Origin of the sequence: Halodesulfovibrio marinisediminis DSM 17456 (assembly GCF_900129975.1) — a bacterium.
GTDB lineage: Bacteria > Desulfobacterota > Desulfovibrionia > Desulfovibrionales > Desulfovibrionaceae > Halodesulfovibrio > Halodesulfovibrio marinisediminis.
The window spans coordinates 528,072-553,636 of record NZ_FSRG01000004.1; the positions used below are offsets into that span (position 1 = coordinate 528,072).

Genomic DNA, 25,565 nt, shown 5'->3' on the forward strand with positions numbered 1-25,565 from the left:
TGTCATCGGTCTAGCTAGATATAGCGATATGATTCAAAATGTTAGGATGAGAATTTATGGATATGTCTTCAGTGCTTTTTGCAATTATCCTTTTTCTTGCAGCAGCAGCTTTTTCAATTATCGTATTTGAACGACTTGGCTTTGGTGTGATTCTCGGGTCGATCGTTGCGGGTACCCTTATAGGTCCGCACACGCCGGGGCCAGTTGCTTTTGATGCTGTGGAAGAATTACAGAGCGTTGCCGAACTCGGGGTTGTGTTATTTTTATTTACTGTGGGGTTGGAGATGCGCCCAAAGAAATTCTGGGCCATGCGTCGTATGATTTTTGGTTTAGGGTCGGCACAAATGGTTGTGACTGCGGTAATGCTATTCTTTTACCTCTTTTTATTTGTTTCTGTGCCATGGAAAACGGCAATTATAGTTGGTTTGGCCTTTGCAATGTCTTCCACGGCTATCGTAATTTCAATTCTGGGTGACCGTGGAGAATTGGGGTCAGAGCATGGAAAAACCATTTTTGCAATTCTTATGGCACAGGATCTTTGGGTCATTCCGATTATGGCTTTTATTCCTATTTTGGCTCATACGCAGTCTCAATTTGGTATTCCTTTATGGGAAAAGAGCATCCTAGTGGTGGGGGTGCTTACGAGTATTTTAGTCGTTGGACGTTATGTACTGCCAGCCGTTTTGAACTATTGTGCGCGTCGACGGCAAATGGGAGTTTTCGGGCTGGCGCTATTTCTTGCGGTGATCTATGCGTCATGGGCTGTTGAACATGTTGGTATTTCTATGACGCTTGGAGCATTTTTACTTGGGATGATCCTCTCAGCTTCTGATTTTCGGTATCAGATCGAGGCTATAGTAGCTCCGTTCAAGTCAACGTTAATGGGCCTCTTTTTCGTTGCTGTTGGTATGTCTATAAACGTTGAAGAGTTATTTCAGCGGTGGGATCTACTTCTTTTACATGTGCCGATTATACTATTTATAAAGAGCGTGGTATTAATCGGGCTTGTCCCTTTTTTTGGTATCAGTCGATCGGCAGTAATTCGAACAGGTTTATATCTATCCCAAGTTGGTGAGCTAGCTTTTGTCCTTTTGGGGACATCGTTCTTAGTGGGATTGTTGAACAACCAAGGATACACCTTGGTGATGCTGATAGTTGTTGCTAGTATGAGTATGACTCCGATTATCGTGAAATACGGTGATTGGCTGGCACGTCGTTTTGATATTAAACCAACTACGAAGGAGCTGCTTCCTATTACCGATTTGAACCAACATGTGGTTATCATTGGCTACGACGTAGGCGCTCAACTCATCGACTTTCTGTTAGAGGAGGCAGATGTTCCACATGTAGCTATTGATCATGATTACAATCGGGTATGCAAAGGCAAGCAGTTGGGGCGTAAGGTTTATTTTGGTAATGTTTATAGTTACACCATGCAAGAAGCTGTATCGTTAAGAACAGCCTCTACAATCTATATAAATTCGAAAGATGCTGAGCATGCTAAGGCCTTAGCCATAACCCTGCAACGCCTTTATCCGCATGTAGATCTTTATGTGCGTGTACACTCGCTTGCGGATAAAGATGAATTATTGGCTATGGGGATCAAGCATGTGCACACAGATTATATTGAAAGCACTCTCGCCCATGGGCGGAATCTTTTAAAGGGACTTGGGATACCTGAAGATACGGTTAACGATTTGAGTGATAAATTTCGTCATGATGACTATCAGTTAATTCGTTACGGTTATGTAACGAGTAGAGACGAATAGAGCGTCTGTTTGATAAGCTCTATAGTTGGTTATTATTATAATGGGTTTTCGAGCTCCTGTTGTAAAATTTTCTCGTAACTATCAGCATAATATATTTGGATTGAAGAGTAAGAAAAGCTTCATTGGTAACTGTCTGATGATCTTTTGGGGGCGGCGCGTAATTGTAGGTTATGCAATCTTTACCTTACCTAAAAAGCATATGCTGCTCCAATTGAAAACATCCACCAAAACAGTTCAATACCTGCTCCGTTATGGAAGTATCCTGATTCTGCTCCAGACATACTTGTATTGCCGATAGTATGATAAAAACGTTTGTAGTCCAGACTGGTCTTTAGACTCAATCTATCTGAAACAGGATAGCTAACGTCGAGTCCAGCCATTAAAAAAGGGACGTTTTTAAAAGAATCTCGAAATACTAAATCTCTAGTCACATGATGATCTTCATCTTCTGCCCAAGTCCACCTGCTACCATTTAGTCGGCCAGCAATACTCCAGTCTTTGTATTGATAATGTAGCTGCAATCCTACATATGGAGCATAAAACCACTGTTCATATGTAATGCCAACAAGGTCTGGGAAAGTGCCGTGGGTGTCTCTAAAGCCATTTATAGAATAAGTATATGTTCCAGCACCGTCCTGCCAACGCCAATGGTCATGAGTAAATCCCACGACACCAAACGTTTTGAAGTTGTTGTTCTTATAAATAAGAACACCTAAATTAATATCAAAAAGTTCGCCTCGAGTTAGCTTTGTGTCCGTACGAGAATGGTGGCACCAATCCTCTCCATATTTTTCATGAACCCAGTCATAGTCATCCATTTTCGCTTGAGCTTCATTTGCTTTAATCCATCCAGAAATATTTAGTTTCATCCGCCAAGGTAAAGCAATTGAACCGGAAAGTCCTACCATAGGGACGTTCTTTAGTCTCCAAGTGAGTTCACTGACCTTTTTTCCCGTATCTATATCATAAACGAGTTCACGTGCTTGTCCGTTTAAAATTCCTACATTCAGATTTACCGTAGCGGTCGTTGAATTGAGGAGGGGGGTACTCTCTGTGGTTGTTATCTGCTGATCAGCTGCAAGTGCAGAGGAGTTCCACAAAAACGGAGTAAGACAACAGAACAGTAGAAATATGTTTAAGCTCTTCATTGGATATAATGATGTCTGGTTGATGTATTTGACTGTGATGATGGATAATTATTGTGAGTACTGAGCTGTATCGACGTCCGTACCCAACAGACCATGATTTTTTGTTTTTAATATTCTAGAGCTGGTTGAGATGTTGTGAAATCATGGTGTCGAGAAAAGCAACAGAGTATTTAGAATGAGACAATATGAGCGATATGGTAACTTTCTGTAGAAAGTGATCTTGTTACGAAAAGTGAATACTAAGTTATGCTGCAAGATAGTTGTTTGTGATAGGATGCAGGCTTTATATTTTTAATGTTGTACATCAAATATGAGATGTGATGCATGTAACTAAATAAAAAATATCTGCTAAAAAAACTTAATAAAAAAAGAAAAGCCCTCGATATTACTAATGTCGAGGGCTTTTCTTTACTAATGTTGCAGTGATGCTATGTAAAAAAAGTGTAAAATATTTTTTTGATCATGTTTAAATATTTAGTATGCATTCATGTATGACAGAATAAACGTTGTTCATTCTGTCGCTCATTAACTGTAACCGTTTATATTGGAGGTTGTACATAGTGCTATGTTAAAACATCAGTCTAATTAGAGGTGTTTTAGCATTAGATACATGATGGTTGTGTTTATTTATTTGGGATTTAATTGAGCTTCGTATTTCCCTTCTTCTCTGGGTTCACACTTAAACAATTGGGAAATCAACAGTGACTAGACAAAATAAACTTATTCTTGCTGGATTCCTTCTGTTCCTCCTTGGTCTCTTTTTACATGCTGTGTATAGTTGTCAGTCGACAATTAGCCAGAAAATGGAGCAAGTCGATCATGATCTTCTTTCAGGGGCTACGGCTACGGTGAGCGTTGTTCCTGATAAGTTCAACGTTCATGTACGCGCTGGTAACGTGGGGCATGATGAATTTTATGATGTTGTCAAAAGGCTTTCCAGGTACGCCAACACTGCAGGGTTTGCTTATGTCTATACTATGAAGCTGGTCGATGGTTCTGTGCTCCATACTTCCACTAGTGCAACAGCGCAGGAGTTGCGGAATGGTTCTGTGAAGTACCTTGCTCCTTATGACGATGCTGGACCTGAAATGCTCAAGGCCTTGCGTATTGGAAAGGTTACTTACGCAACGTACACCGACAGCTACGGGACGTTTCGTTCTATTTTTGTCCCTATGAACGCATCTGATGGAACCCGTTATATTGCTGGAGCGGACATAGATATTTCTGATCTAGAAGCCATCCGCAGGCAGAGTTATGTCAACTCCATTGTCAGCAGCCTATACTTCCTTCTTATCCTCATGCCGTTGGCTTTTATCCTTTATAAGGGGGCAAAGGCACAGGAAGAACATCTCAACGAGGAGATAGACCGCAATACGAAGAATATTCGTAATCTTAACGAAGAGCTGGAGGAAAGGATGGCGGAGGTAGATCGTGCAGCAGAACAATCTCGACAAGCGATGCACGATGCCCTTGAAGCTAAAGAGGAGGCGGAAGCCCGTCGTGAGAAGGTACTAGAAGCCGCAGGGCATTTAGAGGGTATTGTTCGGCGTGTGACTGGAGCTGCAGATACTCTTTCCGCAAACATCGACAGGGCCGTTGCTGGATCTCACATACAACTCGAGCGAAGCGCTGAAACGGCAACAGCCATGGAAGAAATGAATGCGACTGTTTTGGAAATTGCTCGTAATGCGAACAGCGCGGCAGGGAACGCTGAGGATGCGCGCAAAGGAGCTGAGAGCGGTGCGAATGTTGTCGAGTCAGTCAGCGAAGCGATAAATCATGTTGATGAACAGTCCGTGCAGATGAAATCGAGCCTTAACGAGTTGGGGTCGAAGGCTGAAGGCATTAATCATATTATGAATGTGATTACGGACATTGCGGATCAAACTAATCTGCTAGCCCTTAACGCCGCCATTGAAGCCGCTCGTGCTGGGGATGCTGGACGTGGGTTTGCAGTAGTCGCTGATGAAGTACGCAAGTTGGCAGAAAAGACTATGGATGCTACTCAAGAAGTAGGGCAGGTCGTTATGGCTATCCAACAGGCCTCGCAGGAAAATATTCTCGGAATGGAACGTACAATGCAGACTGTAGGTACGTCCACAGAACTTGCCACAGCTGCTGGTGATTCCCTTCAGTCTATCGTGCAGATGATCGAAACTACAGCGGATCAGGTTCGGAATATTGCTACCGCGAGTGAACAGCAGTCTGCTGCCAGTGAGCAGATTAGCCGCAGTGCCGAGGAAGTTAAGAATATTGCTGAAGAGACAGAAAGGACTATGGCCAGTTCTGCTCAGTCAGTGACTGAGTTGACCAATATGGCAAATGAGTTACAGGTGTTGATTGAAAAACTCTTGCAAGCTTAAGCTTCATCATCATGAAAATGCTAGAAGCTTTTCCGTTAAATTGAATCAGCATCAAATAATTGCCCTTTTAAGGGGATAGCTTGAACGATTAAAGCTCCATAGGTAACTGCCTATGGAGCTTTTTTAGCACGCAATGGTCATTATGGTACTTTTGATTTTATGTGTAACATGATGGCCCTTGTTTTTGATATGTGTCTTTTGAGGTCAAGCTTGCGGCGAGGTCTTCCCTTGCACCACTACAATTTTTTTCGAAACGTATTTCTGCTGATGCCCATTCGGCGGGCAGCACGGCTTATATTTCCTGATTCCTCTTCAAGGACTTTTTGCAGTATTGAAGCAGTAATTTCTTCGAGAGTTCCCTGCAGATCTGGTTGCAAGGATTTTGTAATCCAAGATTGCGGTGTGCCCGGTGTAATCACTTCAGGGTAAAGAATAGCGTATTTCTCAGCAAAGTTTCGAAGCTCCCGAACGTTCCCTGGCCACGGGTAGGCAAGTAAGCTCTTTTTTGTATTTGCAGATACGGCAGGAACGGGAATTGAGTGCCTGCTGCAATGCTCCCCTAAGAAGAAATTAAAAAGATTGTAGATATCATCAGAACGCTGTCGTAGCGGCGGGATTGTAATATCTAGTACACTGAGCCTGAAAAATAGATCCATCCTGAAACTTCCATTGTAGACCTCCTCATCCAAGGGAGTGTTGGAAGCTGCAATAACCCGGACATTTACAGGCAACACAACGTTTGAGCCTACGCGTCTGATTTCACGTTCCTGAAGCGTACGTAGTAGCCGTGTTTGTAATTTTTGGCTCGTCGCATTAATTTCATCTAAAAAAAGGGTACCATTGTGGGCAAGCTCGAACACACCAGTTTTGCCGCCCTTTAGAGCGCCGGTAAACGCTCCCTCCTCGTATCCGAAAAGCTCACTTTCAAGCAAATCTTCCGAAAGTGCACCACAATTGATAGCCACAAAGTTGTTTTTTGCCCGAGAACTACTATTGTGTATACTTTGAGCAAAAAGTTCTTTTCCTGTTCCTGTTTCTCCAACCAGCAAAATATTGCTCTCTGTCTTACAGTACTTTTGTGCTTTTTTTACGCTCTCACCCATTGCAGGGCTTTTATGCAGAATAGAGCCAAAGTTATGTTTAGCAGAAAGTGCTTTTTTTGCCTCTGACCTTCTGAAAGAGTTTTCAAGATTTTTTACTCGTTTAGCATCATGAAAGGTACAAGTTATATATTCTACTTTATTTTCATGTCCATGAGGCTGGATAAGAATAGAAAACCGCGAGTTTTGTACAAAAACAATATCCTGTACAAATTTTCGACTACCGTTAGCGACAGAAGCCCAGTCTGTCTTAGGGAAGAAAGAATTCATAGTAGGAGCATTCAGCAATGTATGCTCAGAAAAAGTCTTTTTTGCAGTCATATTATAGTGAAGAATAGCTCCCGAAGGACTCGCTACAAGAGCTCCGCAGTCCATTGTATCCAAGACTGCTTGTAATTTACTTGCAGAGGTTGCCTTTTGCACAAGATAGTCATGTGTTGCCACTGCATACTGGAGCGCATTGATGACGGAATCTATCCCACTGTTAACAAGGCTTGAGCGTAAACCATGCTGCATCGCGCTTTCGCATGCAGTTGTATCCCCAATAATCACCTCAATATCATTGGCTTTTGTGGCTACTATTATCTCGTCTATGTTGTTAAGATTTGCGATGGCAAAAAATGAGACATTAAGCTGCAAAGAGGAATTTATGTACTTGGACTTCCTAATAATGTCTTCGTGGCCTACTACGCCGATCCTTTTTTTCTCTTTAAGGTGGGGCAACATACTTTGATATACATCAAAGGCCGAAACGTTGATGTCCACAACAGGTACATCCACTCCTTTCCTAATTAGTTCAGCTGTTATTCCCCGGCTGATGATTAGGTCCACCCCCTGCAGCGAAATGTCTTTCGCGACCTTAAGGCCATCTTCCATATTGCCTGTATATACAGCGACATCAAGATTCATATCTTGGCATAATCCACGGCTTAAGCTTGCAAGCTCAGCATACGGGGCAATTAGTGCAATGCTCATAAATACCTTCTGGTTAATTTTTTACCATATGTTCATTTTTAGTGCATAAAACATTGCCGTATGTAAACTACAAATACGATAAATTTTTATATAAAAGTCTGTAAAACAAAGTTTTTTAGAGAAATGGCACGTCCTGCGCTAACGTGGGTAAATCCACCATAACTAAGGAGTAGTGTCATGAGTAATGAGATTAGTGCCACCACAGTTAGTAGAATGAAAACAGAAGAACAACAGGAGAAACGTGACGAGAAAACTAAAAAAGCAGTGAGCAATGCTTCTACCAACGCTGTAGCGAACAAAACTGTGCGTTCACAGCCTAGTTTTGCGATGGCTATGGATGCTTTCGGCATGGGATGGCCTTCTTCCAAATAATTATTGCTATACGCTCCAATGAAAATGCATAGAGCTTCCGCATCTATGTTAAGCAATGCATTCTGAAGTCATGTAAGAAAAGGCTTCAGAATGCATTTTTTATTAAGTGACAAAGTATGAAAGGGAATCGCCTCTAGTTTCGTAGATGTTTTTGAATTACAGATTTTCTTTTTCTAAAGGATACAGAAAAGCTCCACAGGTCATGGTACCTATGGAGCTTTTTTTAGCGCATAAGACTGCATTATGGTAAGTTTTGATTTCTTGAGTAACACGAGGCGTTTTAGCCTAGTGCCTTACGTTATTCCAAAAACTATAGCTAGAAACGTCAGAATCCCATAGAGTTGGTTTCGTAATTAAGTATTTTTATATTGATCTGTAAAAAAAGTTTTTGCGAGCTTGCAAGTAGATGGTTCCCGATATCTTCGGCGAAATTAATTCAGAGAGAGCTTCGAGGTGCAGAGTTTTCATTACCTGCAAAAACTTTGATACGGATGTTTAACCAGCTCTTTTCTAATTTTTATGTTGAAGGCCGATTCTTTGTCCATAGCCAGTTGGAAAAATGGCACATAGTTCACCCAGATATGAATTGGTACGTTGTGTTTGTAGCTTAGCTATGTGTCCACTTATCTGCTGTAGGACCAGATGAACTCCAACCACCTATGTCTAAAAAGACATAGGTTTCAAACAGGTTATACAAATAGCCTTCAATTGTTATGTTTTATTTAACATACGACTGTTCTACTTCTACTTTAATAAAGCTAACATACTTATTTTACAGGAGTTAATGATTTGTGTGTCAAATGGTGAGTAACTTCTTAAAATCGTATCATTTTTGCTTTTTGTTGTATCTAGTTGGGCATAATAAATACAATGTTTAACATGGAATATGAAGATGACGACAGGCGCCCCAACAATGCGAATTCATCTCTGGCTGGAAACTTCCGCCGGAGTCCTTATGGGACAGGGTAGGCTCCAGCTACTTGAATACATAGAACATACCGGATCTCTTAGTGCAGCAGCCAAAGCATTAGGTATGTCATACAGGGCAGCCTGGGGGAAAATTAAAGCATCTGAAAAAATACTTGGTGTTAAGTTGTTAGAACAACAGGCTGGGAAAGGGTCTTCTGCACAACTTAGTACAGCAGCAAGACACCTTATTTCATCCTACAAAAGCTGGCTGGAAAATGTAGAACAATATGCTCTTTCTTCCGCTGCAGATCACTTCGGATATGCTCCTGACAAATATTGGTCCATAAAAGACCTGCCATCACCAGCAGTTTCCAAAAAATAATTTGTTTCTTGCAATTCGAACATGTGTCCAAAAATTTCAGAACACATGAACAGGAAAGGTGTGTCCAAAGCCGTGCTAATGTTAACATATTGATTTTAAACATTTTTATTGCATGCAGGGCGCGTGGCGTGTGAGAGTTTTCTCTGAGCATTGTATGGATGCAGTGCAATTTTTTACTCACTACAGGAGGCCAACACATGAGTGTCACTCGGCGAGGATTCCTTAAGCTTACCAGTGCAGGGGTAGCATGCCTTTCCCTCGGACAGCTGGGCTTTGATTTGACGGAAGCACAGGCCTACGCCACTTCCCTCAAAACAAAGGGTGCTAAGGAAGTCATCACTATTTGTCCTTTCTGTTCTGTAAGCTGTCACATCATTGCACATGTTCGCGACGGGAAGCTCATCAGTACAGAAGGTGATCCAGATTTTCCAATCAACGAAGGCGCACTTTGCGCTAAAGGCGCAGCCCTTCTTTCCATGTCACGCAACGAACACAGGGTTAAAAAACCTATGTACCGTGCTCCATATAGCGATAAATGGGAAGAAAAGGATTGGGACTGGGTTCTCACCAAGATTGCTAAAAAAGTAAAAGAAACCCGAGATAAAGAAATTATCTTAAAAAATGATAAAGGGCAGACGGTTAACCGTCTTGAATCAATGTTCCTGCTCGGTACTTCGCATGCCAGCAACGAGGAATGTGCTCTTATCCATCAAGCTATGCGCAGCCTGGGTGTCGTCCATATGGACCACCAGGCACGTATCTGACACAGCGCAACTGTAGCGGCTCTGGGAGAGTCGTTTGGACGCGGTGCTATGACTAACCACTGGATCGACATCAAGAATGCCGATTCAATTCTGATCATCGGCAGTAACGCCGCTGAACATCACCCTATTTCCTTCAAATGGGTACTGCGGGCTAAGGACGCAGGTGCAACAGTAATGCATGTTGACCCTAAGTTCTCCCGTACTTCTGCCCGTTCTGATTTCCATGTACCTATCCGTTCAGGAACAGATATCGCTTTCATGGGTGGTATGATTAACTACGTGCTTGAAAACGGTAAGTACTTTAAAGAGTATGTAGTCGATTACACCAACGCTCCATATATCGTGAGCGAAGATTTTGAATTTAATGATGGTCTCTTTAGTGGATATGACCCTAAGAATCGTACATACGACCAAAGCACTTGGAAGTTTGATCTTGATTCAAACGGCATACCTAAAAAGGATACCTCCCTCAAACACTCACGTTGTGTTTTCAATCTGTTGAAAAAACACTTCTCACGCTACTCCATTGATAACGTGTCTTCCGTAACGGGTGTTTCCAAAGACAACCTGAACAAAGTGTATGAGAACTTCAGTTCCACAGGCACCGGCACTCGAGCTGGCACCATTATGTATGCACTTGGGTGGACCCAGCATACAGTTGGTGTACAGAACATCCGCAGTGCTGCCATCCTTCAGTTACTTCTCGGTAACATTGGTGTAGCAGGCGGCGGCATCAACGCGCTGCGCGGTGAACCGAACGTTCAGGGTTCTACTGACCACACACTCCTTTATCATATCATTCCAGGCTACATGGCTATGCCAAAAGCCGATTGGCAGACATACGAAGAGTACAACAAAGCCAACACACCTGTTTCCAACGATACCCAAAGTGCAAACTGGTGGCAGCATAAGCCTAAGTACTTTACCAGCTTGCTCAAAGGTTGGTTCGGTGAAAACGCAACGGCCCAAAACGGATACTGTTACGGCCTGCTCCCAAAAATAGAAAAAGGCGCAGACCATTCTTATATGTTCCTCTTTGACCGCATGTACAAAAATGAAATCACTGGTGGTTTCATCATCGGCCTCAATCCGATGAACAGTGTACCAAACTCCAACAAGGTGCGTAAGGCACTGGACAACTTGGACTGGCTGGTAACACAGGAACTTCATCATTCCGAAACAACAGATAACTGGCACCGTCCGGGCGTTGATCCTAAAAAGATCAAAACTGAAGTCTTCCTGCTGCCATCTGCACACCGTGTAGAAAAAGAAGGCACAGTTACTAACTCCGGTCGCTGGATTGGTTGGCATGACAAGGCCATTGAGCCGGAAGCAGAAGCGCGCTCCTTCGGTGCAGCATTCGTACCTCTGATGAACAAAGTACAAGAGCTGTACAAAAAAGATGGCGGCAAGTTGCCGGAAGCAATTACTCTGCAAAACTGGCCTAAAACATATGATGCTGAATACTGGACACGCCTTATCAACGGGCAGTTCACTAAAGACACCGTTGTTAAAGGCAAAAAATACAAAAAAGGTCAGCAGGTTCCGTCCTTTACGGCCTTGGGTGACGATGGCTCCACCATGTCCCTCAACTGGCTCTACGCAGGTAGTTACACCGAAGAAGACGGCAACAAAGCAAAACGCCGTAACCCTAAGCAGACCGACATGCAGGCGAACATTGGTCTGTACCCTAACTGGGCTTGGTGTTGGCCTGTAAACCGCCGTATCCTGTACAACAGAGCTTCTGTTAATGCAGATGGCATGCCGCTCAACCCTAAAAAAGCTGTTATCAAATGGGATGGCAAAAAATGGATTGGCGATGTGCCTGATGGCGGCTGGAAGCCTATGTCCAGTGGAGAGGGCAAGCATCCATTCATCATGAGTAAACATGGACACGGTCAGATTTTCGGTCCAGGCAGAAAAGATGGTCCTATCCCTGAGCATTACGAACCGGTTGAAACTCCTATTGCTTCTCATCCGTTCTCTAAACAGCTCAGCAGTCCGGTATACAAGAAGATTGACAGTGAAATGGATAAACTTGCCAAACCTGCTGATCCGAACTTCCCGATCGTTCTCACCACCTACAGCCTTACCGAACACTGGTGCGGTGGTGGTGAAACACGAAACGTACCGAACCTGCTTGAAGCTGAGCCTCAGCTGTATGTTGAGATGAGTCCTGAGTTGGCTAAAGAAAAAGGCATTGCAAACGGCGACGGTGTGATTGTGGAAAGTATTCGCGGTAAAGTTGAAGCCATCGCGATGGTGACAGTTCGTATGCGTCCACTCTTGGTAGAAGGTAAAACAGTTCACCTTATTGGTATGCCGTTCTGCTTCGGCTGGACTACCCCTGGTACTGGTGATTCTACGAACAGACTTACTCCTTCTGTAGGTGATCCGAATACAACTATCCCGGAATACAAGGCTAGTTGCGTCAATATCCGTAAAGCAGACAAGCTTACCGAAATTGAAGTGTAGATCATCACATCTGCTGCATACTCAGCAGGATTAAAGGAGCAAGAACATGTCAAAAGCCTTTCTTATAGACACCACACGGTGCACGGCTTGTCGCGGCTGCCAACTTGCTTGCAAAGAATGGCACGAGCTTCCGGCTAATAAAACCAAACAGGTAGGTACACACCAGAATCCACCTGATTTAAATGCGAATAACTACAAACTGGTACGCTTCAACGAGCATCTGGATGGAGAAACAATCAAATGGAACTTCTTTCCAGATCAATGCCGCCACTGTGTTGAGCCTCCTTGTCAGGGCGCAGCAGACACAGTGGAAGAGGGTGCTGTCATTAAAGATGAAGTAACTGGTGCTGTTATCTTTACGGATAAAATGAAGCAGTTCTCCGACGAAGATTTACAGTATATCAGGGAGTCCTGCCCATATGATATCCCTCGCTGGGATGCGGCAACCAAGCGTCCGGCCAAATGTATTATGTGCATCGACAGAATTCAGGCTGGCAAGCTTCCGGCGTGTGTACAAGCATGCCCGACTGGCACAATGAACTTTGGCGACAGAGAAGAAATACTTCGTCTTGCCAATAAGCGTCTTGCAACAGTCAAAAAGGCTCATCCTAATGCAATGCTGGCAGACCCTGATGATGTAAACGTCATCTACTTGCTTGCAGAGGCTCCGGAGCAATACCACGCCCACGCAGTTGCTGAGGCGCCTGCGCCTAAGTCACGCAGGCAGCTCTTTGCCTCCTTGCGTTCCTCTTTGACTTCCACATCTAAATCCTAGCTAAATATCCCTCTGGGGAGTGGCGGTTTGCGTCACTCCCCGTCTGGACAGGAGAAGAAAATGCGTACTGCTGCCACCTCTTCCTTAAATGAAGTGACTTCCCCATACAAAACACTTTCAGTATCGCAAACAGCACGTGCAGCGTGTGAGAAACACCCTGCATTTACAGCGCTTATCGAGTCTTTTTCTGCACTGTTCTCTGCACGCGGTGAACTTATAGAGTCCCTCGCAGATAAGCTTGCAAGCGATGTTGACTGCCCTGTGCCGGCTCTTCAACAAGATCGTCTTGAACAAGGTGTCCCTGTTCTTTCTGATAGCAATCTTGAATGGACAGCAATCTATTACCCGGAAATAGAGTCTTCTCTTTTCGTATATTTGGAAAACATCGGCACACTAAAACCTGCTGTAGCCAAGTTCAAACAAGCTGTTACAAAAGGTAAAATAACTCTTCCTGATATGTTTCGAGCTGTAATGAATTCAAATGAATCCATGCTTCGTGACAGCGCTCTTAAAGTAGAGATTCAACCTGCCTTTTTGTTTTTTATTACCCAGCAAATTCTCGCCTGCATTCTGGGAGCATATGCAACTGTTCACGCAGAGGTGTTGTCTAAAATTTTCTGGCGGGAAGCATACTGTCCTGTGTGCGGATCATTTCCGGACATCAGCGTGCTACAGCGCCCTGACATAGACCAGTCCGAATTTCTTGCCGGTGGTGGCGGTAAAAAAATGATGCACTGCTCCTGCTGTTCCCATCAATGGCATTTCCGTCGTGGCACCTGCCCAGCCTGCAATAATGATGAAGCCGGAGCCATCCACTATTTCCATGTTGAAGAGCAGTCTGCGGAACGTGTTGAGTACTGCAAAAAATGCAACATCTATCTCAACAACATCGATCTGCGCAGTTCAACTTCCACTCCAGACCTCACTATTACGCCTTTAACCCTGATTCATCTTGATATGAAGGCTGCACAGAAAAAACTTACACCACTTGTCCATACTCTTTGGAATACTTTTTAAGCAGGATAGGACATCTCTATGCCGAAACAATCATCACCCGCTCCAAATTTATGCTCACTGGTTCATCCCATGTTGACCCGAACTATTCTGCGGTACCGTGAGCAACAGGCGCATCCTTCAGATGATCAAATCCTGGTAGAATTTCCTCTTTTCATCACACTTAATACAGTCCCCATTGCCACACTTGAATGTACACCAGGGAACGAAGTAGCCCTCGCTTTTGGCTTTTGTATTACTGAACAATTCATTTCCACTGATGAAGAGGTACAATTGCTATATTGCAACACCTCTAAGGAAGAGGCAGAGGTTAGCCTTGTAATCGAAGGAGGAAAGGAGCGTGTTCACAAGATTCTTCGGCACAAAGGCGTTCGTTTAAGCAGTTCATGTTACAGCGTTGAAGCTCGTTGCGCGTCAAAGAATTTCTCGGAAGTCGGGAACGACTTCATTCTTACCCCTGCTCAGGTTCATTCCCTGCAAAAAGAATCTGAAGCATGTCAGGCATTATTTAGTAATACAGGAGCCACACATTTTTGTGCACTGTATGATCAACAACTTTCGCTTATCGCTTACAGCGAGGATGTAGGAAGACATAACGCGCTAGACAAATCTATCGGTCAAACAAAACAGTCAGGCCATATCGACAAAATTCGACTGATCCTTCTTTCCTCACGCGTCAGCCATGAAATGCTGCGTAAATCAGCTGCGGTTAACGCGCAGGTCATAGCCGGATTTTCTGCTGTTACCAGCTCTGCAATCCATCTTGCGGAACAAACCAACAGAACACTGCTGGGATTTGTTCGCAACGGTCGGATGAACATTTATTCCCACAGCGAACGGCTTGGATTCTCATCACCAACCCCACATATTATTCCAGAAAAAACCATAGTTAACTACGCCCTGTAGTCATCAGAACATATTGATTATTGGAGCAATATTATGTCTCAAGCTTACGGCATTGAACCTGCTTTTAAAAACATAGGTGATCACACCTTTGATGAGTTTATAGATATGGCCACACTCTTTCACAACTATCCTGCACCGGGGCTGCTTATTGGCGGTTATATGGTGGAAGAAGCCAGAAAACACATGCCCGAAGGCACTCTTTACGAAGCCATTTCAGAAACATCATGGTGCTTGCCGGATGCAATTCAGATGCTTACTCCTTGCACTATTGGTAACGGATGGATGAATGTGCTGAATCTGGGGCGATATGCCATGAGCCTATATGACAAGCATACTGGTGAAGGGGTTCGGGTATGGCTGGACATCAACAAAATTCCGAAAGATTCTGAAATTCTTGTATGGTTGATGAAGGAAAAACCAAAGCAGGAACAAGACTCTGACAAACTACGTAAAGAAATAGGCTGCTACGGTGCGGATATTCTTTCTACCATCCCGATCACCGTTCCAAAGCCTAAGCTGATTAAGCGTAGCAAGGGCAGTATAGTTCCTTGTTCATCCTGTGGAGAACCATATCCTTCCGCACACGGCCCCCTGTGTCGTGCCTGTCAGGGAGAATCACCATATGAAGGGCACACAACTCTATCTGTCCCATCAGACATTGTTTTTCCCGTTCCGGACGCAGTCAAAGCCGTGCCTTCTGAAACCGCACTAGGTAAAGATGCAGTGCATGACATGACCAGCATTCTTCCCGGCACAAGTAAAGGTGCTGCGTTTAAACGTGGTGATACTTTTGGAGCAGGCGATTTATGTCGATTGCAACAGATGGGCAAAAACAACGTCTACGTTGCAGAAACCGAAGTTGGTAAGGAATGGGTACATGAAGATGACTGTGCCAATGCCTTCGGCACAGCCATGTGCGGCTCTGGTGTAAGTCCGAAAGAGGAACCGCATGAAGGCAAGGTAACTCTAGTCGCAGAATTGGACGGTCTTCTTAGGGTTAACACAGATGCCATGAAGCGATTCAACATGTGCTCCGGAGTCATGGCAGCATCACGTAACGGGAACACAATTGTGCGCAAGGGAACAGAAATCGGCGGCACCCGCGCCATTCCGCTTTACCTACAACGCCTCCAATTCCAGCAGGCTTTGCAGACCTTACAGGAAACACCACTGTTCGAAGTACGCCCGCTAATGAAGCCTCGCGCCGGTGTTTTGATTACAGGAGATGAAGTCTTCAATGGAGTAATTGAAGACAAATTCCATGACATCATCCATAAAAAACTGCTTGGTCTAGGTGGTAATATTCACCGTTCAACCATTGTTCCAGACGACCGTAATGCAATCAGCGACGCTGCTCAAAAGTTTGTTCAGGCTGGCTGCAATATTATCATTACAACAGCAGGACTTTCTGTAGATCCTGACGACGTTACCCGCCAAGGACTGCTTGATGCCGGAGCGCACAATCTGCTCTACGGGGCGCCGATTCTCCCCGGTGCCATGACGCTTGTGGGCAAAATAGGTTCCATTCCATTACTCGGCGTTCCGGCTTGTGCTTTATTCTTTAAAAACACCAGCCTCGACCTCATCCTCCCGCGCCTGCTCGCAGGAATTCAACTTACTAGAGAAGAATTAGCTTCCATGGGCGAAGGCGGCATGTGCCTTAATTGCGCGAACTGCTCCTTCCCAAAATGTCCATTTGGAAAATAGAGTTACATTAATGCGCAATACATATCATATGGCAAGGTGAATCGCCTCTAGTTTCGTAGCCGTTCTTGAATTACAGATTTCCTTTTTCTAAAGGATACAGAAAAGCTCCACAGGTCATGGTACCTATGGAGCTTTTTTAGCTCATAATCAGTCATCATGGTAACTTTCGTTTTTTGCGTAACACGATGCTCTGTCGTTGGCTTGTGGCGTAATTAGCTATCCATATTTTTTGTTCTAGAATCAGATTAATTCGCCCAATAGAGAAACTAGTTACAAAAGTAGACAGCGCGTTGCGTGGCTTCTTCATAAGACAAAATGAACGTTTCCTCCGGTCAAGGTATACTTTGTAATTAGATAACCAATTGTTATTGAGGAATAAATGTCTGAATGTTAAAAAAACTCCATAGCCTCGTATTGAGGCAGAGTACAACTATTTAACAAACGGATGAGAAAGTGCCCAGTTTTGATGAGATTGTGAATGAACTTCAGGGTAAAATTAATAACGAAACCATTGAGGCCTTTGGGCAGGCGGGATTTGAGCGTTGGCGCAACCCTCCGCATCGGGGAAAACCCGCCAAGGCCAACTACGAGGGCGCATCCACTGGGGGGTGCGGTGAGACTATACGAATATTTCTGTATATTAACGACGACACAGTATGTGATGCCGGGTTCGCTACTGACGGCTGCGGTTCAAGCATGATCAGCGGGTCCATGGCTGCGGAGCTGGCCGTGGGTAAGCCCTGCGACGACCTTGCAGCCATTACGGGAGAGACCGTTCTTGAAGGTTTGGGGGGGGCTGACTGCCTGCCTGTTGACGACCAGCATTGCGCCTGGTTAGCAGCCAACGCCTTGCACGAGGCCGTGGGAGACTACTATAAACAAACCGTGAAACGTGAAAAATGAGATTTATCCGGCTCAAGAATCCAAAAATAGAAATTTGCGTAAGTAAAAACGATCTGGACTGAAAAGTAAGAACAAGCTCCATAGGTAGGTCCTATGGAGCTTGTTTTTTTAATTCATAATTGGTCATTATGGTAACTTACTATTTTTTGTGTAACACGCGATGGAGCTAGATTAGGTGGTTCTTGTGTTAGCGAGGAACGTTAGAACCCCATGCCGTTGGTTTCCGTGTGAGATTATTTTAAATCAGTATGTTATGATTTTTGACGTGTGCCTTTTCAAGGAATCTTACGGTTTGGTAGTAGTTTGTGGGATAGCATACTCTTGCTACTGCATAACGGCATAACGGCATAACCGGGCTATCGCACTATTGCGCTAGATGTATTATCAAACGGATTTGTTCGAACGGCGAGAGAGAAAAGGTAAGGATAGTCCGTTTGCAGGTGTTGCATGTAATCTATCCATTGGGAGAGCAACAGTTTGTACACTCGGTGGATATCGCCCGACAGGTGTTTGATGTCAGTTTCTGGAAGATTGGTGAGAGTGCTTCGGTTGAATAGTTCTTCTTTGAGATGAAATGTTGCCCACATGAGATCTGTAAATTGTTCATGTTCAGCCATGCTGGGGTTTTCTAGTATGCGCATTAAAAAAGGAGTGTGGGCTTGTAATAGCTGTTTGAGCTCTTCCAGATCCTTTCCTGCATGTTGGGCTTCAAAGGGGTAGTCCAGCATGTGTTGGCGTACTCCGGCAAAGTCTTTGGCCTGCCATTTGCCACAATTGGCCAGTCTGCTTTGCACTGTGGGCAGATTCGTATCTAGGTTGGAAATTTGAAACAAGAGTTTGGTGCCCACTTCGCTAAAAAAGCTCCCTATAACCATGTTAAGGCGTTGTAGGCGCTCACGTTTCTCTCTGGCATTTAGTAGGCGTTCGGTCATGCTGGTGAGGATGATGGTGAAAGTGCATACGCCAGAGAGAATGAGAATGGTAGCAAGAATTTTTCCAGCCCCTGTTGTGGGATGGATGTCGCCATAGCCAACGGTGGTTACAGTAACAACGGAAAAATAGAGGGCATCTGCAAATGGGAGTTTTTCTGCATACATAAACCCAAAAACGCTACAGAGGAACAGGGTGCCTAAGGCGACGAGGCCAATGCGGACGCGCAGATGGGGAGAGATGGTCATGTTGTATATCCTAGGATTGGTTTTGGTGGCGATTCAAAAAGGTTAAATGCATATTTTGATTTCAGTGCATTGCAATATGGTTCCCCAGCTTGAATGTCACGCTTAAAAACCAAGGGTAATGTGCAACTAGTTACGCCCCATTCACAGCATTTTTTTATTCCGGATATTCCCGTGACATCGCAAGCTTCTCCGTCAAGTTGACAGGTGGTTAGCATTGATCGGTAAAATATTTTTATCGGATTTTAAAAGTAATGCGGCAAGATGGTAACGTTCTAGCTGCTAGAAAGGGTAACCTTTGGGCGTCTTCCTATCGTAGCGAAAGCCTACCAACAATATCAGCCACTCCCAGTACCTCAATCCCATCAGCAATACTCACTTATCTTGATGTCAGCATCATACTTTATCTATTCATATGGTTATCTCAACTTCTACGTTCAGACAGGGGAGTGGGAGATGTGACAGAAGAAATGAAAAACGCCCTGCATTATTTTATGCAGGGCGTTTATTTTTACGGTTTGCTAGTTAACGAAAAGAAGTGGAATTGCTGGGATGTAAGTAATGAGAAGCAGAACTGCGATCATCAGACCTACTAGCGGCATAGCCACTTTGGAAAGCTTTTCGATTTTGGCATTCGCAACACCACTTGCTACGAAGAGGTTTACACCTACAGGCGGGGTTACAAAACCAACAGCGAGGTTGACTACCATTACGATACCGAAGTGGACAGGATCCACGCCAACCTTCATCACGATAGGGAGAAGGATTGGGGTAAGGATAACGATAGCAGCAAGAGCTTCCATAAATGTACCAACAATCAGAAGAAGAATGTTGATGAGGAACAGAATCATCAGCTTGTTGCTGGTGAGGCTCATCATCGCATTCGCGATTGTGGTTGGTACCTGTTCAATCGTCATGATGTTACCAAAAATGGTAGCCATCGCCATGAGCACGATTACGATCGCAGAGGTGGAACAAGCTTCCATGAAGCTTGGTACTAAGTTGCTGAGGTTAAGCTCGCGGTACACGAACACACCAACAACAAGACCGTAAAACGCTGCAAGCGCTGCTGCTTCGGTAGGGGTCATGATGCCGCCGTAAATACCGCCGAGGATAATTACAGGAACCATGAGTGCCCACTTAGCATCCCAGAACGCACGCATAAAGGTAGATGCATTACGTTCTCGTGCTTCACCTTTCCAGCCACGTTTTTTGGAGTAGATGTATGCATATACCATGAGGGCAAGACCGGTGAGAACACCAGGAACAATACCACCCATGAAGAGCTTACCGATGGATACCTGAGCAGATACGCCATATACTACAAACGGGTTGGACGGCGGAATCATTACGCCAATAGCACCAGAAGCGGCTACAATAGCAGCTGCAAAAAGCTTGTCGTAGCCACGTTCAACCATCGCCGGAATAGTTAAAGAACCAATAGCTGCTACGGTTGCAGGACCGGAGCCGGAGATAGCTGCAAAGAACATACAAGTCGCAATCGTAGCCAGAGCCATACCGCCGTGGAGTGAACCGAGCATTTCATCCGCAAGGTTCAAGAGGCGTTTGGAAAGACCACCTGCTCCCATGAATACACCCGCTGCAATAAAGAACGGGATAGCCATAATCGGGAAACTGTCGATTGATGTGAATGTAATCTGTGCCACGTATTCAATCGGCAGAGTTCCTGTTGCGTAAATGGTAGCAGTAGCAGCAAGACCTAGACCGATTGAAATAGGTACACCAATTACGAGGAAAAGGAGGAAGTACCCGAACAGCACAGGAAGTGTGTTCAGATCTTCACTAATAAGTACCGGAGCTGCGATAATTGCTGTGAATGCAAACCCGATAAAAGTATCTAGCAAGCCACATTCTTTAGCCTGCTTATACATATCCTGAAGCAAACGAACACCCATTAGGGCAAAGCCTACAGGAAGAATGAGATACGGGATGAAGTAACTCATATTGGTGGCTGGTGCTACTTGAGGAAACTCGAGGAGCATCTCAAGATGGTTCAGCCCCATATAAAATACAACTGCAACAAGAATAAGAAAGCAGAGGTCTACAACAATCCAGCTCATACGTTGGAGACGAGCTGGAAGTCGGTCATAGACAATGTCTACGCGAATGTTGTTACGGTTTTTAATAGCAACTGGAATAGCGAGGTACGAAATCCAGATAAAAATGAAACGAGCGAGCTCTTCAGTCCAGATTGCCGCTGAGGCATCGGAAGAAAAGTACGCTCCAATGTATCTATAAAAAGTCTGAAAAGTAATAATGAGAATGATGCTAAGCATCCCCGTAAAAAGAAACGGTTTCTCAAAGTTTTCGTCCAACCAGGCAAGCCAGGACTTATTTTCTGCTGTCTGGGAAATAGTTGTCATTGTTTCTCCTACTGCAGAACCGCTGTTGTGGAAGGGGCAGACCCAGAAGCCTGCCCCTAAACGGAACTACTTCTGTGTGTCCTGAACAAGTTTGAGAAGATCCGCAGGGATATCTTTTGCAAACTCGTCCCAGACTGGGCGGGTAAGTTTTACGAATTCAGTACGCTCAGCATCGCTGAGTTTATGAATTTTGATGCCTTGAGCTTTGAAAGCTTCAACAGCTTTAGCTTCAAGTTCAGCAGTGATGCCACGCTGGTAAGCAAGCGCATCGCGACCGGAGGACACAATTACTTCCTGCAGTTCTGGGGAAAGACCGTCGAACTTCTTCTTGTTCATAAGAAGAATATGCATTGAGTAGTTGTGAGCAGAATCCATAGCGTACTTAAGTACTTCGGTGTGTTTAGCATCATTGAGGAGAGAGAAGGTGTTACCTTCGCCGTCAACGGTGCCCTGCTGAAGTGCTGTGTATACTTCGCCCCATGCGATAGGAGTTGGGTTCATACCAAGCTTGGACGCAACAGCTACTTCTACAGGAGAAGCAGTGGTACGTACCTTCATGTTAGCAAGGTCTGCCACAGATTTAATTTCTTTCTTGGTAGCAACAAAGTTACGGTAGCCGTATTCACTGTACATGATGGGCTTAAGGTTGATCTTCTCGAGTTTAGCCGCAAGGTACTTTCCGAGCTCTCCGTTATCTAGAGCTGCGTAAAGTTTTTCCTGATATTTAGGACTGGTTACGTAAGGAAGGTCAAACACCATAAATGCTTTTGAGAAGTTAGCCATGTTCGGGGAAGAGCTGGAAGCGAGGTCAAGAGTGCCGCGCTGTGCAGATTCCATGGTTACACGGTCACTACCGAGAATAGCATTTCCGTAGAGTTGAACGCGAATTTTGCCGTTAGAGCGTTCTTCTACGAGCTCTTTAAATTTTTCATAGCCAAGGGTTACATTGTTACCTGGTGCCATTGGGTGGCCAAGGCGAAGAGTAATCTTCCGAGCTTGAGCATCCATAGAAGTCGCAGAAATAATCAGAGTGGTTACTGCAAAAAAGAGCATTAACGTTTTGAAAAAATAGCGCATTTTTCCTCCATAAAACATTGGTTTAAAGAAGCTGTAAGTGACAGCATTCAGTTTCAGCCAACGTTCAGAGGAGGGCAACATTTATGCCAGTAGAAAGGATCTACATGTTTGTAAGCTAAAATTTTTAGGAGATTATGGGGGGGATGTAGTTTTACGCCATAGAGTGTTTTGTCTGTAATGCTTTGTAAATATATAATTTTAATTTTGTGGGTAGCTTGTAGGAAGGTTTGTCAAAAAAATTTACTCTAGGGGTAAATTTTTTTTTAGGAATCCTCGGAAGAGATGAAAGGCTTACATAAGTAAGAAATTTTAGGACGTGATGTTGCACTGGTGCATCTCTGAAGAGGGCTTTTGTGTGAAAAATAGTGAGTGAGCTCACTAACTACTTGTGTTCAAAAATAGAAGTGTTCTATTGCAGTGTTGCAACATGTTTCGATTTTGCAACAAAATGCTATCAAAAGAGATCTGGCATGAAGATAAATTTTCTTTTTTTATAAGCATTTAGTTGTTTAGCTAAATTTGGCAAAAATCCTGTAAGGGAATTTTGACCGTTTGCGTTCCCAAAGCAAACGGACTTTATAAGCATAAAGAGTTAGTTAACAGAGTTGAAGAAAGGAGCTCAGTTTGTAAGGTGTAAAAAATTAAAAGATGAATTTGTCTTATAATGTCAAATACTACATGTAGTTGTATTTGATTATAACTAAAGAACTCGCTGTCTTTTGAGATCGTGCCTGCAGTGTGTGGACGTATTTCTAGCAATTGACTGATGACTTTATTGTCGTCGCCATAATGCTATTGATTGCTCCAGAAACAGGAGTGATAAAGAAGGTGTTATTGTAGGAATCGTATTCTCTATGGCATTATTAAGTTAACTGGATGTAATTACCATTTTAATGAACTTAAAGAAGGTAATTGCGCTCGTGTTGATTTAATTAGCTATTCCATGTTGTGGCAAATTTTTCATTTGGGACAGGTCTAGAATTCAAAGTTTTCTTTGAGAAAAAATGAGTTATAGAAGATTATTATCGTAATGAAGTGTGCTATTAATAATATTAGTTAATAGCGTAACAGTCTCTTGGTGACTATTTTTCAGCTAATAAATTAATTAGCGAAATATATGTCTTAGGTATAGAATATGGAAAGAAATGAATTCAAAAAAGCTTTATTGAATAAAGTTTCTGAAGTGTCAGATATAAACACTGAGCACTTAGAAATGACTTTAAATCTCGGCCAGATTTTGGGGGAATTCTTAGATACAATTTATCAATTTACTGAAAAGACGACAGGTTTTTCTTTGAATTACTTCAAAGCATTACGTCTGCTTTATGTTTGTTTTCCAAATGGGGTGCCAATTAGTCAAGTTGCAGAACATGTTGGGATTACTCGTACCTCAATGACTCAAATAATAAATAATCTTGAAAACCAAGGTCTTATTAAGCGTGTAGCTAATCCTCGTGACAAGAGGTCGAGCCTTGTATCGTTGACGGCTGAGGGAATGGAAGAAGTCACGGTTCTTGTTACCAAATCGCATTCAGCTCTTGCACACTTTGCTGACGAAGCGGGTATTGAAAAAATACAAGACGCAATTAGTATTCTTGAAGAGCTAAGTCTGCATTTGAACAATGTTACGAGATAATACCTAGTTTTTACAGTTTCTTAATTTTTTTAGTTAATGATGCCCTCTTATTTTTATACGTTGTTTAATGTTTTTTAAATAGTTGAAGGTAACTTGGTAAGTTGTGTCTGCTGAATTTCATTTCAGCCTTTCACGCAGGTTACGAAGGGTAAATATCCCTGAGAGTACTAAACAAAAAGGTCTTACAGTAGTTACGTAAGACCTTTTTTTGTCTTTGCGTCTGATCGGGGTGGAGATTTTTATCAGAAGTTTTATTCTTTAAATAGATTGCACAACCTACAGGTGTTCAAGCGCACTAAAAAAGGGGTTAGATCAAATTGATCTAACCCCTTTGATTTCTCAGGTCGGGATGACGAGATTTGAACTCACGACCCCTTGAACCCCATGCAGTTGGCTTTTGTGTTATGGTCTTTTATTTCAGTATGTTATGAGCGTTAGACGTTTTGGAGATAGACTTTTTACGATATCTTCCGATCTAATTTGTTCAGTTAGATGCTGAGAACACGATGTTAATTGCCCCACTTGATAGCATATTTTGTGCTTCTACCAGCTGCTGTTTTTACAAGCATTTTCTTTTCAACAAGATCGGCAAGGTCACGAGTTGCGGTAGCATAGGCCGCCTTTGTTATGCTCGTATACTTCTTGTTCGTCAGCCCACCTTCAAATCCATCAAAACCAGCGTCTAAAAGACGGTTGAGCACCTTTCGCTGCCTTTCATTTATGGGAGTAGTAGAGTGCGTTTTCCAAAAGTCAGCCTTAGCTAACGTCGTTTTGATGAGTTCTTTTGATTTTAGAATAGCTTGCTTAAGTGAGTCTACGAACCAGAGGAGCCACTCTGTAATGTCTCCATCACCCTTCTGTGTTTTTTCGAGGATTTGATAGTATGCTTTGCGGTTGCCAGCAATTTGTGCGGAAAGACTGTAAGCACGTCTTGAAGTCTTCTCATCCTGAGCCATAGCCATATCTGTAATGATTCTAGCGAGGCGACCATTGCCATCATCAAAAGGATGGATTGTAACAAACCAAAAGTGAGCGATAGCTGCTCTAATTATTCCATCGCTTGCCTCATCGCTATTGAACCATTCTAGGAATTGAGCAATTTCTTCTTCTAATGCTTTGGCAGGTGGTGCTTCATAGTGGATAATTTGTCTTCCCGGTCTTCCAGAGATAACCTGCATAGCTCCTTCTTCATCTGAGCGCCATTCTCCAATTTGAATCTTATGTCTTCCAGAATACCCTGTCGGGAATAGAGCAGCATGCCATGAAAAGAGTTGATCTGTTGTAAGAGGGGACTCTTTGTGAGTTGTCGCATTTAGAAGAATGTCTACTAGATTTTCTTCATATTGACCGACATGTCCTACCCCAGCATCATCAAGACCAAGTTTGCGAGCTACAGACGAGCGTACGGATTGCGGGTTAAGCTGGACTCCTTCAATTTCAGATGTACGTAATGCTTCTGCCTCAAGTAACGTGGCTTCTGCTTCTAAAGAGTAATTTTCATCAAGCGTTGCCAATTGCTGCAGGAGTTGGCCTTGCAGTTTTCTGCATTGCCCAAGGGGAGTCAGGACTGTGTTTGCGTCATATGTGAAGGTTGGCCAGTTTTTTGATTTCCATATGTAGGTCAGCATGATTCGAATACTCGCTTATTTAAATCAAAATGTGATTTGAATATGACATGTATTTGAATCGAGGGCAAGAATGTCTACGAAACTAGGGGCAATTCATCCCCTC

General features: G+C 43.6%; 17 protein-coding genes. 11 read left to right on the top strand and 6 right to left on the bottom strand.

Features of this window, described 5'->3' with window-relative positions:
* Positions 1-56: 56 nt before the first annotated feature.
* Positions 57-1,769 carry a cation:proton antiporter domain-containing protein gene (locus tag BUR09_RS06880; RefSeq protein ID WP_074216205.1) on the top strand — a complete coding sequence of 571 codons (1,713 nt, stop codon included), beginning with the start codon at positions 57-59 and terminating at the stop codon, positions 1,767-1,769.
* A gap of 188 nt (positions 1,770-1,957) precedes the next feature.
* On the opposite strand, the gene BUR09_RS06885 is transcribed toward BUR09_RS06880, so the two are convergent.
* Positions 1,958-2,917: an omptin family outer membrane protease gene (locus BUR09_RS06885; RefSeq protein WP_074216206.1), complete on the bottom strand. Its 960-nt coding sequence runs from the start codon at positions 2,915-2,917 to the stop codon at positions 1,958-1,960.
* Between the two features lie 701 nt (positions 2,918-3,618).
* Here BUR09_RS06885 and BUR09_RS06890 point away from each other — a divergent pair.
* The gene (locus tag BUR09_RS06890; protein ID WP_074216207.1) at positions 3,619-5,280 is read left to right on the top strand and encodes a methyl-accepting chemotaxis protein; all 1,662 of its coding nucleotides are present in this window, start codon (positions 3,619-3,621) and stop codon (positions 5,278-5,280) included.
* A gap of 236 nt (positions 5,281-5,516) precedes the next feature.
* Here the strand turns inward: BUR09_RS06890 and BUR09_RS06895 are convergent, their stop codons facing one another.
* Positions 5,517-7,289 (bottom strand): sigma 54-interacting transcriptional regulator, encoded by a 1,773-nt coding sequence (locus BUR09_RS06895; RefSeq protein WP_175565997.1) that lies wholly within the window; start codon positions 7,287-7,289, stop codon positions 5,517-5,519.
* A gap of 243 nt (positions 7,290-7,532) precedes the next feature.
* On the opposite strand from BUR09_RS06895, the gene BUR09_RS06900 reads away from it, so the two are divergent.
* The 8 genes from BUR09_RS06900 to BUR09_RS06940 all read left to right on the top strand — a co-directional run bounded on the left by BUR09_RS06900 (position 7,533) and on the right by BUR09_RS06940 (position 17,562).
* The gene (locus BUR09_RS06900; protein ID WP_074216209.1) at positions 7,533-7,727 is read left to right on the top strand and encodes a hypothetical protein; all 195 of its coding nucleotides are present in this window, start codon (positions 7,533-7,535) and stop codon (positions 7,725-7,727) included.
* A gap of 892 nt (positions 7,728-8,619) precedes the next feature.
* A complete protein-coding gene (locus tag BUR09_RS06905; RefSeq protein ID WP_074216210.1) occupies positions 8,620-9,018 on the top strand; it encodes a winged helix-turn-helix domain-containing protein in 399 nt (132 codons plus the stop codon).
* 197 nt (positions 9,019-9,215) lie between these two features.
* Positions 9,216-12,257 carry a formate dehydrogenase-N subunit alpha gene (gene fdnG / locus BUR09_RS06915; RefSeq protein WP_139296752.1) on the top strand — a complete coding sequence of 1,014 codons (3,042 nt, stop codon included), beginning with the start codon at positions 9,216-9,218 and terminating at the stop codon, positions 12,255-12,257.
* Between the two features lie 46 nt (positions 12,258-12,303).
* Entirely contained in the window at positions 12,304-13,032 is a 729-nt protein-coding gene (locus BUR09_RS06920) for a 4Fe-4S dicluster domain-containing protein (protein WP_074216213.1), read from the top strand.
* Between the two features lie 60 nt (positions 13,033-13,092).
* Positions 13,093-14,049, top strand: coding sequence for a formate dehydrogenase accessory protein FdhE (locus BUR09_RS06925; RefSeq protein ID WP_074216214.1), 957 nt, complete (start codon positions 13,093-13,095; stop codon positions 14,047-14,049).
* A gap of 18 nt (positions 14,050-14,067) precedes the next feature.
* Positions 14,068-14,952: a formate dehydrogenase accessory sulfurtransferase FdhD gene (gene fdhD / locus BUR09_RS06930; RefSeq protein ID WP_084539367.1), complete on the top strand. Its 885-nt coding sequence runs from the start codon at positions 14,068-14,070 to the stop codon at positions 14,950-14,952.
* A 33-nt stretch (positions 14,953-14,985) separates the two neighbouring features.
* Entirely contained in the window at positions 14,986-16,659 is a 1,674-nt protein-coding gene (locus tag BUR09_RS06935; protein WP_074216216.1) for an FmdE family protein, read from the top strand.
* A 453-nt stretch (positions 16,660-17,112) separates the two neighbouring features.
* On the top strand, positions 17,113-17,562 hold the full coding sequence (locus BUR09_RS06940) for an iron-sulfur cluster assembly scaffold protein (RefSeq protein WP_074216217.1): 450 nt from the start codon (positions 17,113-17,115) through the stop codon (positions 17,560-17,562).
* Positions 17,563-17,918: 356 nt separating this feature from the next.
* Here BUR09_RS06940 and BUR09_RS06945 read toward each other — a convergent pair whose 3' ends face one another.
* The 3 genes from BUR09_RS06945 to BUR09_RS06955 all read right to left on the bottom strand — a co-directional run bounded on the left by BUR09_RS06945 (position 17,919) and on the right by BUR09_RS06955 (position 22,198).
* Positions 17,919-18,740, bottom strand: a complete 822-nt coding sequence (locus tag BUR09_RS06945; RefSeq protein ID WP_074216218.1) for a potassium channel family protein — start codon at positions 18,738-18,740, stop codon at positions 17,919-17,921.
* A gap of 518 nt (positions 18,741-19,258) precedes the next feature.
* Positions 19,259-21,121, bottom strand: coding sequence for a TRAP transporter large permease (locus tag BUR09_RS06950; RefSeq protein WP_074216219.1), 1,863 nt, complete (start codon positions 21,119-21,121; stop codon positions 19,259-19,261).
* A gap of 66 nt (positions 21,122-21,187) precedes the next feature.
* Positions 21,188-22,198 (bottom strand): TRAP transporter substrate-binding protein, encoded by a 1,011-nt coding sequence (locus tag BUR09_RS06955; protein WP_074216220.1) that lies wholly within the window; start codon positions 22,196-22,198, stop codon positions 21,188-21,190.
* 1,135 nt (positions 22,199-23,333) lie between these two features.
* Between BUR09_RS06955 and BUR09_RS06960 the strand changes: the two genes are divergently transcribed.
* Entirely contained in the window at positions 23,334-23,834 is a 501-nt protein-coding gene (locus BUR09_RS06960) for a MarR family winged helix-turn-helix transcriptional regulator (protein WP_074216221.1), read from the top strand.
* Between the two features lie 509 nt (positions 23,835-24,343).
* On the opposite strand, the gene BUR09_RS06965 is transcribed toward BUR09_RS06960, so the two are convergent.
* Complete coding sequence (locus tag BUR09_RS06965; protein WP_074216222.1) at positions 24,344-25,462, bottom strand: Fic family protein; 1,119 nt, start codon at positions 25,460-25,462, stop codon at positions 24,344-24,346.
* Positions 25,463-25,565: the final 103 nt, after the last annotated feature.